The organism is Streptomyces sp. NPDC053542, assembly GCF_044544685.1.
Taxonomy (GTDB): domain Bacteria; phylum Actinomycetota; class Actinomycetes; order Streptomycetales; family Streptomycetaceae; genus Streptomyces.
The window spans coordinates 35,644-52,506 of the sequence record NZ_JBITXL010000007.1 but is presented as its reverse complement, the minus strand read 5'-3'; the positions used below and the strand labels follow the sequence as shown (position 1 = coordinate 52,506).

General features: G+C 72.1%; 14 protein-coding genes. 2 read left to right on the top strand and 12 right to left on the bottom strand.

The features are described 5' to 3' along the window. Positions 1–22: 22 nt before the first annotated feature. The 10 genes from ACIGXO_RS20725 to ACIGXO_RS20680 form a co-directional block, all read right to left on the bottom strand. Positions 23–916 (bottom strand): AAA family ATPase, encoded by an 894-nt coding sequence (locus ACIGXO_RS20725; RefSeq protein WP_399788651.1) that lies wholly within the window; start codon positions 914–916, stop codon positions 23–25. Positions 917–1,026: 110 nt separating this feature from the next. Then, positions 1,027–2,118 (bottom strand): 3-dehydroquinate synthase, encoded by a 1,092-nt coding sequence (gene aroB, locus ACIGXO_RS20720; RefSeq protein WP_399788648.1) that lies wholly within the window; start codon positions 2,116–2,118, stop codon positions 1,027–1,029. Beyond that, positions 2,115–2,597, bottom strand: a complete 483-nt coding sequence (locus tag ACIGXO_RS20715; protein ID WP_399789660.1) for a shikimate kinase — start codon at positions 2,595–2,597, stop codon at positions 2,115–2,117. Before ACIGXO_RS20715 ends, aroB begins: the two co-directional genes overlap by 4 nt. A 44-nt stretch (positions 2,598–2,641) precedes the next feature. Beyond that, the gene (gene aroC / locus ACIGXO_RS20710; protein WP_399788645.1) at positions 2,642–3,826 is read right to left on the bottom strand and encodes a chorismate synthase; all 1,185 of its coding nucleotides are present in this window, start codon (positions 3,824–3,826) and stop codon (positions 2,642–2,644) included. Between the two features lie 110 nt (positions 3,827–3,936). Continuing rightward, positions 3,937–4,770 carry a shikimate dehydrogenase gene (locus ACIGXO_RS20705; protein ID WP_399788643.1) on the bottom strand — a complete coding sequence of 278 codons (834 nt, stop codon included), beginning with the start codon at positions 4,768–4,770 and terminating at the stop codon, positions 3,937–3,939. Between the two features lie 22 nt (positions 4,771–4,792). Continuing rightward, positions 4,793–6,409, bottom strand: coding sequence for an endolytic transglycosylase MltG (mltG, locus tag ACIGXO_RS20700; protein ID WP_399788640.1), 1,617 nt, complete (start codon positions 6,407–6,409; stop codon positions 4,793–4,795). Positions 6,410–6,535: 126 nt separating this feature from the next. Then, positions 6,536–7,000 (bottom strand): Holliday junction resolvase RuvX, encoded by a 465-nt coding sequence (ruvX, locus tag ACIGXO_RS20695; protein ID WP_399788637.1) that lies wholly within the window; start codon positions 6,998–7,000, stop codon positions 6,536–6,538. Between the two features lie 3 nt (positions 7,001–7,003). Beyond that, entirely contained in the window at positions 7,004–9,673 is a 2,670-nt protein-coding gene (gene alaS / locus ACIGXO_RS20690) for an alanine--tRNA ligase (protein ID WP_399788634.1), read from the bottom strand. Then, on the bottom strand, positions 9,673–10,011 hold the full coding sequence (locus ACIGXO_RS20685) for a DUF6167 family protein (RefSeq protein WP_399788631.1): 339 nt from the start codon (positions 10,009–10,011) through the stop codon (positions 9,673–9,675). Before ACIGXO_RS20685 ends, alaS begins: the two co-directional genes overlap by 1 nt. Before the next feature lie 7 nt (positions 10,012–10,018). Beyond that, positions 10,019–10,453 (bottom strand): DUF948 domain-containing protein, encoded by a 435-nt coding sequence (locus ACIGXO_RS20680; RefSeq protein ID WP_399788629.1) that lies wholly within the window; start codon positions 10,451–10,453, stop codon positions 10,019–10,021. Positions 10,454–10,662: 209 nt separating this feature from the next. Between ACIGXO_RS20680 and ACIGXO_RS20675 the strand changes: the two genes are divergently transcribed. Continuing rightward, positions 10,663–12,846 carry an ATP-binding protein gene (locus tag ACIGXO_RS20675; RefSeq protein WP_399788626.1) on the top strand — a complete coding sequence of 728 codons (2,184 nt, stop codon included), beginning with the start codon at positions 10,663–10,665 and terminating at the stop codon, positions 12,844–12,846. Positions 12,847–12,900: 54 nt separating this feature from the next. Here ACIGXO_RS20675 and rpsD read toward each other — a convergent pair whose 3' ends face one another. Beyond that, positions 12,901–13,512 carry a 30S ribosomal protein S4 gene (gene rpsD, locus ACIGXO_RS20670; RefSeq protein WP_399788622.1) on the bottom strand — a complete coding sequence of 204 codons (612 nt, stop codon included), beginning with the start codon at positions 13,510–13,512 and terminating at the stop codon, positions 12,901–12,903. Between the two features lie 188 nt (positions 13,513–13,700). On the opposite strand from rpsD, the gene ACIGXO_RS20665 reads away from it, so the two are divergent. Beyond that, positions 13,701–14,453 carry a DUF2470 domain-containing protein gene (locus ACIGXO_RS20665; RefSeq protein ID WP_399788619.1) on the top strand — a complete coding sequence of 251 codons (753 nt, stop codon included), beginning with the start codon at positions 13,701–13,703 and terminating at the stop codon, positions 14,451–14,453. A gap of 79 nt (positions 14,454–14,532) precedes the next feature. Here the strand turns inward: ACIGXO_RS20665 and ACIGXO_RS20660 are convergent, their stop codons facing one another. Further along, a complete protein-coding gene (locus tag ACIGXO_RS20660) occupies positions 14,533–16,755 on the bottom strand; it encodes an NADP-dependent isocitrate dehydrogenase (RefSeq protein WP_399788617.1) in 2,223 nt (740 codons plus the stop codon). Positions 16,756–16,863: the final 108 nt, after the last annotated feature.

Below are 16,863 nucleotides of genomic sequence, written 5' to 3'. Positions count from 1 at the left end.
CGCCACCGGAGCGGTCAGCCCGTCACCAGGCCGGCGGGCTGGCCAGGCTGCGGGCCACGACCTCGTCGAGCATCCGCGCCGTGGTCGCCACGTCGTGGCTGGAGTTGTCGATGATCGGCAGGCCCGAGCCGTACCAGCCGGCCATCCGGCCGTGGATGCGGGCGACCTCCTCGTCGGTCAGCCGGCGGTTGCCGCTGCGCTGCGCGTTCCGCTCCAGGACGATCTCCAGGCCGGGGAGCAGTACGACGGGCAGCAGCCCCGGGCCCACGTGCCGCTTCCAGCCGCCGAGGCCGACGACCGGGCGGTCGGGGAAGACGGCGTCGTCGAGGATGCAGGAGATGCCGTTGGCGAGGAAGTTGCGCGCGGCGAAGCCGCAGGTGCGGCGGGCCAGGCGGTACTGCGCCTCGGAGTGGTCGTTCCAGCCCTGCTGCGGGTCGGCGAACCCGGCCCGTACCCATTCGCGTACGTCGTCCAGGCTGATGTGTGCCGTGGGCACCCGGCGGAGGTCGGCCCAGTGCCGCGCGACGCTGGTCTTGCCCGCGCCCGCGGGGCCGATGAGCAGCACCGCGACGGCGGTGTGCGCGGCGTCGGGGACCGTGCCGGGCGGCGGCGTCGGCAGCGCGACGGGATTGCCGTCGGGCAGCCGGATGTGGCCCGTGGACTCCGGTCGCGGCGTCTGCTGCGTGCCGGCCCAGCCCGCGGGCGCGCCCTGCGGGGGCGGCGGCGGACCGGTCGGGGCGCCCTGCGGGGGCGGCGGCGGGCCGGTCGGCGCGCCGTGCGGCGGAGGCGGCGCGGCCGGTGCCGGGGGCCGCTGCTGCGGCCCGGAGGGTATGGAACGGGCCTGGGGGTCGGTCCAGGTCCCGGCGCTGCCCGGCAGATGCGGCGGTGGCAGCGGAACCCCCCCTGGGTGCTGCATCCGGTGGCTCTCCGTCTCGTGGGGTGAGGTGCTGGAACGGTATCGAACAGTACCGCCCCCGGCCGTAGTTGAGGGAACGGCCGGGGGCGGCGAAGCTGTTCGGAACGGGGTCAGGCGGCGATTTCGGCGTGGGCCGCGAGGAGCATGGCCGGGTCGGGGCCCTCCATCACGGTCGGCTTGGCCAGCCCGTCCAGGACGATGAAGCGCAGCAGGTCGCCGCGGGACTTCTTGTCGACCTTCATGGTCTCCAGCAGCTTGGGCCACTGGTCGCCCCGGTAGGTCAGCGGCAGGCCGACCGCGCCGAGGACGGCACGGTGCCGGTCGGCGGTCGCGTCGTCCAGCCGGCCGGCGATCCGGCCGAGCTCGGCGGCGAAGACCATGCCGACCGAAACGGCCGCGCCGTGGCGCCAGTTGTACCGCTCGTTCTTCTCGATGGCGTGCGCCAGGGTGTGCCCGTAGTTGAGGATCTCCCGGCGGCCGGCCTCCTTGAGGTCGCCGGAGACCACCTCGGCCTTGACGCGGATGGCACGCTCGATCAGCTCGGCGGTGTGCGGGCCGTCGGGGCGCTTCGCGCCCTCCGGGTCGCCCTCGATGAGCTCCAGGATGACCGGGTCGGCGATGAAGCCCGCCTTGATGACCTCGGCCAGGCCCGAGACGTAGTCGTGGACGGGGAGGGAGTCCAGCGCCGCCAGGTCGCAGAGGACACCGGCCGGCGGGTGGAAGGCGCCGACGAGGTTCTTGCCCTCGGCGGTGTTGATGCCCGTCTTGCCGCCCACGGCCGCGTCGACCATGCCCAGTACGGTCGTCGGTACGGCGATCCAGCGCACCCCGCGCAGCCAGGTGGCCGCCACGAAGCCCGCCAGGTCGGTGGTGGCACCGCCGCCGACGCCCACGATGACGTCCGACCGCGTGAAGCCGGTCTGGCCCAGCGCCTTCCAGCAGTACGCCGCGACCTCGGCCGTCTTGGCCTCCTCGGCGTTCGGCAGCTGGATGGCGATGGCCTCGTAGCCCTGGCCCGCGAGGTCCTCGCGCAGCGCCTCACCGGTGGCGGCCAGCGCCTCGGGGTGCAGTACCGCGACGCGCTTGGTCTGCTTGCCGATCAGGGTCGGGAGCTCGCCGAGCAGCTGCCGGCCGATGAGGACCTCGTACGGGTCCGAGCCGGCCGAGCCGCCGACCTGGATGCGGATGGGTGCGTCGGTCATGCTTTCCTCAGCTCCAATGCGTCGAGGACGGCCTCGGCGACGTCCTCGGGGGTACGTCCCTCCGTGGACACCACGGCGCGGGACACCTCCATGTACAGCGGGCGGCGCTCGGCCATCAGCTCGCGCCAGCGCTGCCGGGGGTTGACCGCCAGCAGCGGGCGCGGCGCGTCCAGGCCGACCCGCTTGACCGCCTCGGCCACGCCCATCTCCAGGAAGACGACGGGCAGCCCGGACAGCAGCTCGCGGGTGGAGGCGTCCAGGATCGCGCCGCCGCCCAGCGCCAGTACCCCGGCGTGCTCGGTCACCGCGGCGCGTACGGCCTGCCGTTCCAGCTCGCGGAAGTGCGGCTCGCCCTCGTCGATGAAGATCTCCGAGATCGGCTTGCCCGCGCCCGCGACGATGTCCGCGTCGGTGTCCCGGAAGGTGGTGCCCAGCCGCTCGGCGAGCGCCATTCCGGTCGTGGTCTTGCCCACGCCCATGGGGCCGACGAGGACGACGGCCGGACCGGTGGTCACCGGCTCGCTCACCGGATCGCCAGGTTCTCGAGGAAGGACTGCACGTTCCGGCGGGTCTCGGGCACGCTGTCGCCGCCGAACTTCTCCGCGACGGCGTCCGCGAGGACCAGCGCGACCATGGCCTCGGCCACAATGCCGGCGGCCGGCACGGCGCAGACGTCGGAGCGCTGGTGGTGGGCCTGCGCGACCTCGCCGGTGGACACGTCCACGGTGGCCAGGGCGCGCGGGACGGTCGCGATCGGCTTCATGGCGGCGCGGACGCGCAGCAGCTCGCCAGTGGTCAGGCCGCCCTCCGTGCCGCCGGCACGGCCGGAGGCGCGCTTGATCCCCTCGTCGGTCGCGAGGATCTCGTCGTGCGCCTTCGAGCCGGGCACGCGGGCCAGGTCGAAGCCGTCGCCGACCTCGACGCCCTTGATCGCCTGGATGCCCATCAGGGCACCGGCCAGCCGGGCGTCCAGGCGCCGGTCCCAGTGGACGTGGCTGCCGAGACCGACCGGCACGCCGTACGCCAGCACCTCGACGACGCCGCCGAGGGTGTCGCCGTCCTTGTGGGCCTGGTCGATCTCCGCGACCATCGCCTTCGAGGCTTCCTCGTCCAGGCAGCGCACCGGGTCGGCGTCCAGCTTCTCCACGTCGGAGGGCTTGGGGTACACGCCGTACGGGGCCTTGGCGGCGGCCAGCTCGACGACGTGGCTGACGATCTCGATGCCGGCCGTCTCCTTGAGGTAGGAGCGGGCGACGGCGCCCAGCGCGACGCGGGCCGCGGTCTCGCGCGCCGAGGCGCGCTCCAGCACCGGGCGGGCCTCGTCGAAGCCGTACTTCTGCATGCCGGCCAGGTCGGCGTGGCCGGGGCGGGGGCGGGTCAGCGGCGCGTTACGGGCCAGCTCGGCCAGCTCCGCCTCGTCCACCGGGTCGGCCGCCATGACCTTTTCCCACTTGGGCCACTCGGTGTTGCCCACCATGATCGCGACGGGCGAGCCCAGCGAGCGGCCGTGCCGGACGCCGCCGAGGAAGGTCACCTCGTCGCGCTCGAACTTCATACGGGCACCGCGGCCATAGCCGAGCCGGCGACGGGCCAGGGCGTCCGCCACCATGTCCGTGGTAACGGGGACGCCGGCCGGAAGGCCCTCCAGCGTCGCCACCAGTGCGGGGCCGTGCGACTCCCCCGCCGTCAGCCAGCGCAACCTGCTCAACGGTGCTCCTCGTGTACTGCGCGTACGTTCTTCCCCTGATCCTCCCATGTCCGGCGCCGCGGCCGGCGGCCAGTCCAGCAGACGGAACGGCCGGGGAACGCCGGGGAGGCTCAGCGGGCCGCCAGCGCCGCCTCGCCCGCCTTGCGCATCGCGGCCAGCGGGGCCCGCTCACAGCCGGTCATCCGCTCGACCTGGAGGACGGCCTGGTGGACCAGGAGGTCCAGGCCGCCGACGACGGCACCGCCGCGCGCGGACCAGGCGGCGGCGAGCGCGGTGGGCCACGGCTCGTACAGCACGTCGAAGAGGGTGCCGGGGCGCTCGGGCACCGCGCCGGCCAGCGCGTCCGTGGTCCCGGCCGGGGTGGTGGCGATCACCAGGGGCTCGGCGAAGGCGCTCGCTGCGGCGTCCCAGAGCGCGGTGCGCACGGTGACGCCCAGCCGCTCGCCCCAGCCGCGCATCTCGTCGGCGCGCGTCTGGCTGCGGACGTACACGGTCACCTCGCCGGTGCAGACGCGGGCGAGCGCGGCGAGGGCGGAGGAGGCGGTGGCGCCCGCCCCGAGGATGGCGGCGCTTTCGACGCTCGTCACGCCGCGCTCGCGCAGCGCCTCCTGGATGCCGGGGATGTCGGTGTTGTCGCCGGTGCGGCGGCCGTCCTCGGTGAAGAGCACGGTGTTGACCGCCTCGACGGCGGCGGCGGTCTCGCTGATCTCGTCGAGCAGCGGGATGACCGCGCGCTTGAGCGGCATGGTGAGCGAGAGGCCCGCCCACTCGGCATCGTCCAGCCCCGCCAGGAAGCCGGGCAGGGCCGCCTCGTCGATCTCGAAGCGGCCGTACTCCCGGCCGGCCAGGCCCAGTTCGTCGTACGCGGCGCGGTGCAGCACCGGCGAGAGCGAGTGGGCGATGGGCGATCCGAGGACCGCCGCCTTGTGGTGGGTTCCTGACACGGGTGCTGCCCTCAGCCGTTCTCTAGCGGGTCTTGTTGAATTCCTGGACGAGCTTTTCGTGCTCGGCGTAGGTCTTGGCGAACGACGTCTTTCCGTTGATGGCGACGAAGTAGTACCAGCCGTCCTCGGTCGGGTGGATCGACGCCTCCAGCGCGTCCTCGCCCGGGTTTCCGATCGGCCCCGGCGGCAGCCCCTTGTAGAAGTACGTGTTGTAGGGGTTGTCGTAGTTCTTGATGGCGCTGATCGGAATGTCGAGTTCGCTCTGGTTCTTGATGTAGTTGTACGTCGAGTCGAATTCGAGCTTGCCGTAGGTCTGCGAATTGCCCGGGTCCAGGCGGTTGTAGACGACCTCGGCCATCTTGCGGAAATCGTCGTGGGAGGTGCCCTCGGCCTGGGTGAGGCTGGCGACCGTGACGAGGTCCAGCGGCGAATCCAGACCGAGTTTCCTCGCCTGTCCCGCCAGGTCGTAACGGGCGTAGTTCTGCTTTGCCCGGTCGACCATCTGTTTGAGCACATCCGCCGGTTTCATCTTCTTGTTCACCTCGTACGTCGAGGGGTACAGGAAGCCTTCCAGCGGGTCCTTTATGTCGGGATCGTTGTCCGCCCAGGACGGCAGGCCGAGATTCTTCGCCTGACTCGCGGCGACCTTCTTGGTCGTACCGGTCTTCAGTTCGAGCTTCTTGTCGATGCGCTCGTAGACCGCGACGGCGCGCGAGCCCTCCGGGATCGTCAGGTTGTTGCGGCTCTGCGGGCTGAGCATCAGCGCCACGGCCGAGGCCGCCGACATCTGCTTGCGCAGCGTGTAGACGCCCGGCTGGAGCCCCGCCTCGGCCTTGGCGTTCGCGGTGACCGCTTCGGTGAACGCGTCGGCGCTCTTGACGACGCCCTCCTCCTTGAGGAGCAGCCCCATCTGCAGCACCGGCGAGCCGTCCGGGATCTCCACCTGCACGCTGCCGGTGCCCGCGCCCTCGTAGTCCGGCGCGGGACCGAACCGGTCGTAGGCGAGGTAGCCGCCGCCGGCGAGCACCGCGAGGACGACGACCGTGGCGAGCGCGCGGCCGCGCCGCTTGGGCTTCGGCCGCTGCTCCTTGCCGCGGCGCTCGCGATCCGACCGGCGGTTGCCGCGCGGCGCGCGACCGTCGTCCTCGGCGTCGTGGTCCTCCGGGTCGCCGCCGGAGAAGAACGCGTGCTCGGGCTCCGGCTCGTGCCGGGGCGGTTCGTCGTGCCAGGGCTCGTCGTGCCCGGCGCCCTGCCAGTCGCCCGGCTGCGGCTCCGGGGGCACGACGGGCATCGGCGCGGTCTGGTCGTGTCTCAGCTGCCGGCCTTGATGCTGGGGCGGGTAGCCGTCGTGCGTGCCGTAGTAGTCCGGCGCCGCGCCGCCGTAGGGGTCGGGCTGCTGACCGTACGGGTCGTACGGCACGCCGCCGGGCTGCACGGCCTGGCCGTACGCGTCGTACTCGTAGTGGTGCTGCTGCTCCGGCCCGGGGGCGCCCCAGCCGGGCTGCTGCCCCGCGTAGGGGTCCTGGTTCCCGTAGGAAGCCTGGCCGCCGTAGGCACCCTGGTCACCGTAGGACTCCCCGTAGAGAGGGTCCTCGTGATGCCAGGATTCGGAGCCGTAGCCCCGGCCGTACTCAGTCATCGATCCCCTAGAGCCGCGAGGCGGTGCGCTCCGTGGCCGGCAGCGCTGCTGACGTACTGACCGCCTCTTCTTGCACGCGCCACTGTTCGAACGCGGCCGGTCGCGCGGAACGTTACCGTACCGCGATCAGCCGCCCGCCTCGACGCTCTCTCCGGGCGCCTGACCGGAGGTACGTTCGGTCTCCAGCGCGCTCTGCAGGATGACGACGGCCGCCGCCTGATCGATGGCGGAACGTCCCTTCTTGGCCTTCACGCCGGCGGCGCGCATGCCCTGAGCTGCGGTGACGGTCGACATCCGCTCATCCACCAGCCGTACCGGCACGGGCGCGATGTTCGCCGCCATCTGCTGCGCGAAGGCCCGCACCTTGGCCGCGGCCGGCCCCTCTCCCCCGTTCAGGGAGCGGGGCAGGCCGACGACGACCTCCAGCGGTTCGTACTCCTCGATGATCGCCGCCAGGCGCCGGTGGGCGGCCGGGACGTCCCGTCCCGGCACGGTCTCCACCGGTGTCGCGAGGACCCCGTCGGGGTCGCACGAGGCGACCCCGATCCGGGCGTCCCCGACGTCGACGGCGATCCGCCTGCCTCGTCGCAACGGTCAGCCCGCCTGCGCCACGAGCCGCTCGACGGCCTCGATGGCCTCGGGCACGGCCGCGCCGTTCTGGCCGCCGCCCTGGGCGACGTCCGGCTTGCCGCCGCCACCGCCGCCGAGCGTCTTGGCGGCCGTACGGACCAGGTCGCCGGCCTTGATGCCGCGCTCACGGGCGGCCTCGTTGGTGGCGATGACGGTCAGCGGGCGGCCGTTGGTGACCGTGAACAGGGCGACCACGGCCGGGCGGTCGGACGGGATGCGGCCGCGCACGTCCAGGACGAGCTTGCGCAGGTCGTCGGCGGAGGTGCCGTCGGGCACCTGGCCGGAGGCCAGCGCGATGCCGCCCACGTTCTTGGCGCCCTCGGCGAGCCCGGCGGCGGCCTGCAGGACCTTCTCCGCGCGGAACTGCTCGATCTGCTTCTCGGCGTCCTTGAGCTTGGCCAGCACGCCGGAGATCTTCTCGGGCAGCTCCTCGGGCCGGCCCTTGACCAGCTCGGTCAGCTGCGAGACGACCGTGTGCTCGCGGGCGAGGAAGTTGTACGCGTCGACGCCCACGAGGGCCTCCACACGGCGCACGCCGGAGCCGATGGAGGACTCGCCGAGCAGCTTCACCAGGCCCAGCTGGGCGGTGTTGTGGACGTGCGTACCGCCGCACAGCTCCTTGGAGAAGTCGCCGATGGTCACCACGCGCACGCGGTCGCCGTACTTCTCGCCGAACTCGGCGATGGCGCCCTGCTTCTTGGCGTCGTCCATGCTCATCACCTCGGCGGTGACGTCCAGTTCGCGCGAGAGGACCTCGTTGATCTTCTGCTCGACGTCCGTGAGGACCGTGCCGGGCACGGCGGTCGGCGAGCCGAAGTCGAACCGGAAGCGGCCCGGGGAGTTCTCCGAACCGGCCTGGGCGGCCGTCGGGCCCAGGGCGTCGCGCAGCGCCTGGTGCGTGAGGTGCGTGGCGCTGTGGGCGCGGGCGATGGCCCGGCGGCGCGTGACGTCGATGGTGGCGAACGCGGGCGAGCCCACGGTGATCTCGCCGACCTGGACCGAGCCCTTGTGGACGGTGACGCCCGGGACCGGCTGCTGGACGTCGCGGACCTCGATCACGGCGCCGGTGTCGGTCTTGATGCGGCCGGTGTCGGCGAGCTGGCCGCCGCCCTCGGCGTAGAACGGCGTACGGTCCAGGACGACCTCGACCTCGTCGCCCTCGTGGGCGGCCGGGGCCGAGACGCCGTCGACCAGCAGGCCGACCACCGAGGACTCGCCCTCGGTGTTGGTGTAGCCGGTGAAGACCGTCGAGCCGGAGGCGTCGGCGACCTCGCGGTAGGCGGACAGGTCGGCGTGGCCGTGCTTCTTGGCCTGGGCGTCGGCCTTGGCGCGCTCCCGCTGCTCCTTCATCAGGCGGCGGAACCCGTCCTCGTCCACCGACAGGCCCTGCTCGGCGGCCATTTCGAGGGTGAGGTCGATCGGGAAGCCCCAGGTGTCGTGGAGCAGGAACGCCTTGTCGCCGGCGAGGACCTTGCCGCCGGCGGCCTTGGTCTCGGTCACGGCGGTGTCGAGGATGTTCGTGCCGGCCTTCAGCGTCTTGAGGAAGGCGGCCTCCTCGGCGAGGGCGACGGTCTCGATGCGCTTGCGGTCCTGGAGGAGCTCCGGGTACTGCTGGCCCATCGTCTTGATGACCACGTCGACCAGGTCGGCGACGACCGGGTCGGTGGCGCCCAGCAGACGCATGTTGCGGATGGCGCGGCGCATGATGCGGCGCAGCACGTAACCGCGGCCCTCGTTGCCGGGCGTCACGCCGTCGCCGATGAGCATGACGGAGGTACGGATGTGGTCGGCGACGACGCGCAGCGAGACGTCGGTGTCGTGGCCGGCACCGTAGGCAACACCGGTCAGGTCGGTGGCCTTGTCGATGACCACGCGCAGGGTGTCGGTCTCGTACATGTTCTGTACGCCCTGCAGGATCATGGCGAGGCGCTCGAGACCGAGGCCGGTGTCGATGTTCTTGCTGGGCAGCTCGCCGAGGATCTCGAAGTCCTCCTTCGAGGTGCCCTCGCCGCGCTCGTACTGCATGAAGACCAGGTTCCAGATCTCCACGTACCGCTCGTCGTTGACGGCCGGGCCGCCCTCGATCCCGAACTCGGGGCCGCGGTCGTAGTTGATCTCGGAGCACGGGCCGCACGGGCCCGGCACGCCCATGGACCAGTAGTTCTCCTTCTTGCCCAGGCGCTGGATGCGCTCCTTGGGCACGCCGACGACCTCGTGCCAGATGCGCTCGGCCTCGTCGTCGTCCAGGTAGACCGTGATCCAGAGCTTCTCCGGCTCCAGGCCGTAGCCGCCGTCCTCCTGGGAGCTGGTCAGCAGCTCCCAGGCGTACTTGATGGCGCCTTCCTTGAAGTAGTCGCCGAAGGAGAAGTTGCCGCACATCTGGAAGAACGTGCCGTGCCGGGTGGTCTTGCCGACCTCTTCGATGTCCGGCGTGCGCACGCACTTCTGGACGCTGGTGGCGCGCGGGGCCGGCGGCTTGACCTCGCCGAGGAAGTACGGCTTGAAGGGGACCATGCCCGCGGGGACCAGCAGCAGCGTCGGGTCGTCCGCGATGAGCGACGCCGAAGGCACGACGGTGTGCCCGCGCTCCTCGAAGAAGCTCAGCCAGCGGCGGCGGATTTCAGCCGACTCCATCAGTGGTCCTCGTTTCGGTTCGGTCCGGTTGTCCGGGTGATGCGTGTTGTGGGGTGGTGCGGTTCGAGCGCGGCGGTCCGGCGGGCGGGCGGCAGCTCGCGCGCCGCTCCGGTCTCCGTCAGACCGAGCGCTTCGTGCAACTGCTCTTCACGGTCCGCCATTCCGTCGCGTACGTCCAATGCAAATTGACGCAGCCGCTGTCCGGTCTCCACCGCCTTGTCCGCTGCCTGGGCCGCGAGACTGTCGGGCTGGAGCTTGCGCAGTTTGCGGTGGACCTTGTTGGTGGCCCACACCCCGGCGGCTGCGCCGGTGGTGAACCAGAATGCGCGGCGGAACATCGCGTGATCAGTCCTTGGAGCGACGGGTGCGGCGCCCGCTCCGGCGGGCGGCGGGCAGGGTGCGGCCGACGACGACGGTGTGCTCGGGCTCGGGCGCGCCCTTCTTGCCGAGCGCGCGGCGGACGCCGTAGCCGAACGCCGCGACCTTGACCAGCGGGCCGCCGAAGGCGGAGGAGACGGTCGAGGAGAGCGCGGACGCGTTGGCCGTGACCTCCTGGACGTCGGAGGTGATCGCGTCGACGCGGGCGAGCTGGGTGTGCGCGGAGCGGACGGTGTCGGAGGCGTCGGCGAGCAGCGGCACGGCCTTCTCGGACACCTCGGAGACCATCTTGGTGGTCGCCTTGAGCGTCTGCGCGAGCCTCACCAGCACGAGGGCGAGGAACGACACGAGGATCGCCCAGAAGACGGCCACGAGGATCCCGGCCACCTCTCCACCGGACACGCGCACACCACTTTCCGACTGGTTCTCTGCTTGTCTCGTCCTGCTCGATCGGCAGACTTCGACCCTATCGCGCCGGGGCTCCCGCTCCGCACCGTGCTCCCGTGTGCCACGGCCGCTTTCCGGGGCGGCGCCGGTACGCCGGAGCGCGTACCCGGGACAGAGCGGCGAGATTGTACGGTCCGCACACCTCCGAGTACGCTCCGTGTGCCATGCGACGCTCCCGGGGACCGGACCCCGCTGCTTTCCGAGACCGCTGCGGCCGCTCGTCCGCCCCGGGCAATCTGCCCGCGGAGCTGAACCGCTTCGTCGGGCGCGCGGACGAACTGGCCGCGCTGACCGGAATGGTGGCGGCCGCGCGGCTGGTCACGCTCACCGGCATGGGCGGCGTGGGCAAGACCCGGCTCGCGACGCAGGCCGGCCGGGACCTGGCGGAACGCTTCCGCGACGGGGTGTGGCTGATCGAGCTGTCCACCGTGCGGGAGCCGCACCTGCTCGACCACGCCGTCGCCGAGTCGCTGGCGCTGGCCGACCACAGCGGCCGCCCGGCCCGCGAGACGCTCTGCGCCGACCTCGCCGACAGCGAACTGCTGCTCATTCTGGACGGCTACGAGCACCTGGTGGCCGAGTGCGCGCCGCTGATCGCGCAGCTGCTGCGGCGGGCGCCCGGCGTGCGCGTACTGGCCGCGGGGCGGCGTCCGCTGGGCCTGCCCGGGGAGCGGAACCACCCGCTGCCGCCGCTCCCGGACCCGGACGCGGTCGAGCTGTTCGCCGACCGGGCGGCCTGCGTGGTGCCGGGCTTCACCGTCGACGAGACCAACGGCGCGGCGGTCGCCGAGCTGTGCCACCGCCTCGACGGCATTCCGCTCGCGCTGGAGCTGGCCGCGGGACGGCTGCGCGCCCTCTCCGTCGAGCAGGTGCTGCGCCGCCTCGACGACCGCTTCCGGCTGCTGACCGGCACCGACCGGGACGCCCTGCCGCGCCATCAGACGCTGCGTACGGCCATCGGCTGGAGCCACGAGCTGTGCACGCCGCAGGAGCGGCTGCTGTGGGCGCGGCTCTCGGTGTTCGCCGCGCAGTTCGACCTGGAGGCGGCCGAATACGTCTGCTCGGGGCCCGATCTGCCCGCCGACGAGCTGCTGGACGTGCTGACCGAGCTGGTCGCGCAGTCGGTGGTGGTCCGCGAGGAGACCCCGGTCGGGGTGCGCTACCGGATGCTGGACACCGTACGGGCCTACGGCGCCGACTGGCTGGCGGCGCTGGAGGACACCGAGCGGCTGCGGCGCCGGCACCGCGACTGGTACGTGGGCCTGGCCACCTGGTGCGAGCTGGACTGGTTCGGTCCCCGGCAGGGCGAGGTGGCAGCCCGCCTCGACGTGGAGCTGCCCAATGTGCGACTGGCGCTGGAGCACAGCCTGGAGGTGCCGGAGGAGGCGTACTTGGGGCAGTTCCTGGCCGGGACGCTGTGGTTCTTCTGGGTCGGCTGCGGCCGGCTGTCGGAGGGGCGGCACTGGCTGGAGCGGTCCTTGCAGCTGCCGAGCGACCATGAGGACGCGCGGCTGAAGGCGCTGTGGGTGACCGGTTATGTCGCGGTGCTCCAGGGAGACCCGGCCGGTGCGCTGCTCGCGCTGGAGCAGTGCCGTGCGGAGGCGGAGCGCGCGGGGAACGCGCGGGCCGCCGCCTATGCGCAGCACCGCCTCGGCTGCCTGGCGCTGACCGGTGACGACATGCCGCGCGCCGGAACGCTGCTGCGGGCGGCGCTGGCGGCCTACCGCGAGATCGGCGAGCTGAACAGCAACGTGCTGATGGCACAGGTCGAGCTGGCCATGACGGTGGCCTTCGGCGGTGACCTGGAGGCGGCCGAGGAGCTGTGCGCCGAGGTCCGGGAGGTGTGCGCGGATCACGGCGAGCGGTGGGCTCAGGCGTACGCGCTGTACGTCCTGGCGTACGCGGCCCGGACGCGCGGGGACCTGGCGGGCGCGCGCCGGCTGCTGACCGAGTGCCTGGTGATCGACCACGCCTTCCACGACCTGCTGGGCGCGGTGCTGGCGGTGGAGCTGCTGGCGCTGGTCACGCTGGACGAGGGGGACGCGGCGGAGGCGGCGGTGCTGCAGGGGGCCGCGGCGCGGATCTGGCCGTCGGTGGGACCGCCGCTGTTCGGTTCCCGGTACTTCAACCAGCCGCACGAGCTGTGCGAGCGGCGGGCCCGCGGGGTGCTGGGCGACGCGGAGTACGAGGCGGGCGTGCGGCGGGGCCGGGCGCTGGACCTGGACGCGGCGCTCGCGCGCATCCTGGGCGGCCTCCCCCGGCCGCGCGGCGGGGCGGGCGGCCGGCCCCCGGAAACCGGCGAGCCCGCCGTGTCCCCTGCCGCGAACGGCGGGGAGACGGCGGGCTGAGGCAGCGCGCGCCATGGGAGCGGCGCGCGGGCCGTGCGCTGCCGGGCTGCTCGCTCAGCGCGCGTAGTACTCGACGACCAGCTGCTCGTCGCAGATGACCGGGATCTCCTTGCGGTTGGGGTCCCGGTCCAGGCGGAACGCCAGCGCCTGGAGGTTGACCTCCAGGTAGCGCGGGGTCTCGCCGTCGGGGGCGTAGCCACCCTCGCGCGCGACCTGGAAGGGGTGCTTCTCGCGGCTGCGCTCGCGGACCATCACCACGTCGCCGGGGCGGACGCGGAAGGACGGCTTGTCGACCTTGCGGTCGTTCACCGAGATGTGGCCGTGCACGACCATCTGGCGGGCCTGGTAGATCGTACGGGCCAGGCCGGAGCGCAGGACGAGCGCGTCCAGACGGCGCTCCAGCTCGATGATCAGCGCCTCGCCGGTCTTCATGTCGACCTTGCGGGCACGGTCGTAGGCCCGCGCCATCTGGCGCTCGCTGATGTCGTACTGGGCGCGCAGCCGCTGCTTCTCCAGCAGCCGGACCTTGTAGTCACTGTTCTGCTTGCGGCCGCGGCCGTGCTCGCCGGGCGGGTACGGACGGGCCTCGAAGTACTTGACGGCCTTCGGAGTCAGCGCGATGCCGAGCGCGCGGGACTTCTTGACCTTGGGACGCGACTGGTTCACGTGGAACGGACCTCCATGTAAGTTAGGTGAGGCTTACCTTAGCAGCGCGAGGAGACCGCATGTATCGACCTGGGAACCCCCTGCCCAGTGCTGGCCAGAGCACCGAGGCGGGTCAGCCGCGTCCCACGGAAGACGCCCAGCAGCCGACCGCCGCCGAGCGTGTGCGAACCCTCGTGGATTCCCATGCTATGGCGTCTCTGACCATTCCCGGAGTCCACGATCTCGACGAAGCCGGCTTCGCCGCGCCCGCCTGCAGAACGGTCGACGCCTCAGGAGACGTGCTGCTCCTGGTTCCTGGCGATTCCGCGGCCGCCCGGGCCGCCGCACACGCCCAGGACGACGACGTCACCGCCGTGATGGAACTCACGGACGTCGCCCCCGTCTCGGTGCCGCACCGCATCCGCGGCCGCGCCTGGGTCGCCGGCTGGCTCACCCCCGTACGCGGCGAGGACCGGGCGCACGCCGCCCGGCTGCTCGCCGAGCGGCACCCCGTCGGCGAACTGCTGGGCATCGGCGAGGCGCTGCGCCCCGACCCGCTGCCCGGCACCGTCGGGCGGGGCGCCTGGATGATGCTGCGCCTGGAGGTCGGCGAGGCCACCGTGGACGACCTGTGGGGCGCGGAGTCCGTCGAGCCGGACGAGTTCGCACAGGCCGCGCCGGACCCCGTGGCGGGCCACGAGGCCGAGCTGCTGCAGCATCTGCACTCCTCGCACGGCGAGCAGGTGCGCGACCTGTGCGGGCTGCTCGGCGACCGGGCCGAGCGGGTCTGTGCGGCGCGCGGCACGGTCGCACCGGTGGCGCTGGACCGCTTCGGGCTGCGGGTCCGCTTCGCCGACCCCGGCCACCAGGTCTTCGACGCCCGCTTCGACTTCCCCACACCCGTGCGCGACCTGATGGAGCTGCGGCGGGCGATGCACCACCTCTTCGACGCGGCGGCGTGAGGGCAAATACGGGACCGCCCCGGCTGGTCGCAGGACCGGCCGGGGCGGTACGCGTACGGGCAGCGGCCCGTGGGCGGCGTCAGGCGCTGAGCGAGGCGAGCGCCTTGTTCAGCGTGGCGGACGGCCGCATGACGGCCGCGGCCTTGGCCGGGTCGGGCTGGTAGTAGCCGCCGATGTCGACCGGCTTGCCCTGGACGGCGATCAGCTCGTCGACGATCGTCTGCTCCTGCTCGGCCAGCGTCTTGGCCAGCTCCGCGAACGCCTCGGCCAGCTTGGCGTCCTCGGTCTGCTTGGCCAGCTCCTGGGCCCAGTACAGCGCCAGGTAGAAGTGGCTGCCGCGGTTGTCGATGCCGCCGAGCTTGCGGCTGGGCGACTTGTTCTCCGCGAGGAAGGTGCCGGTCGCGCGGTCGAGGGTGTCGGCGAGCACCTGGGCGCGCGCGTTGCCCGTCTTCTGCGCGAGGTGCTCGAAGCTCACCGCGAGCGCGAGGAACTCACCCAGGCTGTCCCAGCGCAGGTAGTTCTCCTTGACCAGCTGCTGGACGTGCTTGGGCGCGGAGCCGCCGGCACCGGTCTCGAAGAGACCGCCGCCGTTGATGAGCGGCACCACCGAGAGCATCTTGGCGCTCGTGCCGAGCTCCAGGATCGGGAACAGGTCGGTGAGGTAGTCACGCAGCACGTTGCCGGTCACCGAGATCGTGTTCTCGCCGCGGCGGATGCGCTCCACGGAGAACTTGGTCGCCTCGAACGGGGACATGATCTCGATCTGCAGGCCCTCCGTGTCGTGCTCCGGGAGGTACTGCTTGACCTTGGCGATGAGGTTCGCGTCGTGGGCGCGGCTCTCGTCCAGCCAGAACACGGCCGGGTCGCCGGTCGCGCGGGCGCGGGTGACGGCCAGCTTGACCCAGTCGCGGATCGGGACGTCCTTGGTCTGGCAGGCGCGGAAGATGTCGCCGGCGCTGACCTCCTGCTCCAGCAGCGCGGTGCCGTTGCCGTCGACGACCCGCACGGTGCCGGTGGTGGGCACCTCGAAGGTCTTGTCGTGGCTGCCGTACTCCTCGGCCTTCTGCGCCATCAGGCCGACGTTCGGCACGGAACCCATGGTCGACGGGTCGTACGCGCCGTTCGCCTTGCAGTCGTCGATGACGGCCTGGTAGATGCCGGCGTAGCTGCTGTCCGGGATGACCGCGAGGGTGTCCTGCTCCTGGTCGTCCTTGTTCCACATGTGGCCCGAGGTGCGGATCATGGCCGGCATGGAGGCGTCGACGATGACGTCGCTCGGGACGTGCAGGTTGGTGATGCCGCGGTGCGAGTCGACCATCGCCAGGTCCGGGCCCTCGGCGAGCTCGGCGTCGAAGGACGCCTTGATCTCCTCGCCCTGGGGCAGCGACTCCAGGCCCTTCCAGATGCCGCCCAGACCGTCGTTCGGGGTCAGGCCGGCGCCGGCGAGCACATCGGCGTACTTCGCGAAGGTCTTCGGGAAGAAGGCGCGCACGACGTGACCGAAGATGATCGGGTCGGAGACCTTCATCATCGTGGCCTTGAGGTGCACGGAGAACAGCACGCCCTCGGCCTTGGCGCGGGCGACCTGCTCCTTGAGGAACTCGCGCAGCGCGCCGACGCGCATGACGGCGGCGTCCACGACCTCGCCCGCCAGCACCGGCACCGACTCGCGCAGCACGGTGGTGGAGCCGTCGTCACCGACCAGCTCGATGCGCAGCGCGCCGTCCTCGGCGATGACGACCGACTTCTCGGTCGAGCGGAAGTCGTCGCCGCTCATGTGCGCGACGTTGGTCTTGGAGTCCGCGGACCAGGCACCCATGCGGTGCGGGTTGGCCTTGGCGTAGTTCTTGACCGACGCGGGGGCGCGGCGGTCGGAGTTGCCCTCGCGCAGGACCGGGTTGACGGCGCTGCCCTTGACCTTGTCGTACCGGGCGCGGATGTCGCGCTCCTCGTCGGTCTTCGGGTCGTCCGGGTAGTCCGGGAGGGCGTAGCCCTGCTCCTGGAGCTCGGCGATCGCGGCCTTGAGCTGCGGGATCGAGGCCGAGATGTTCGGCAGCTTGATGATGTTCGCCTCGGGCGTCTTCGCCAGTTCACCGAGCTCGGCGAGCGCGTCGTCGATGCGCTGGTCCTCCCGAAGACGCTCGGGGAAGCTGGCGATGATCCGGCCCGCCAGCGAGATGTCACGGCTCTCCACGGCGACACCGGCCGTCGAGGCGTATGCCTCGATCACCGGCAGGAACGAATACGTCGCCAGGGCCGGGGCCTCGTCGGTGTGCGTATAGATGATGGTCGAGTCAGTCACCGGTGCTCCGCTCCACGTCTGCAACATTGCTCGACATCAAGATATCTCGTGAGCGGCCCCCGTTCGACAGGGCCCTGCCGTGCGGTGCCGGAACGCCCGCTTCCGCAG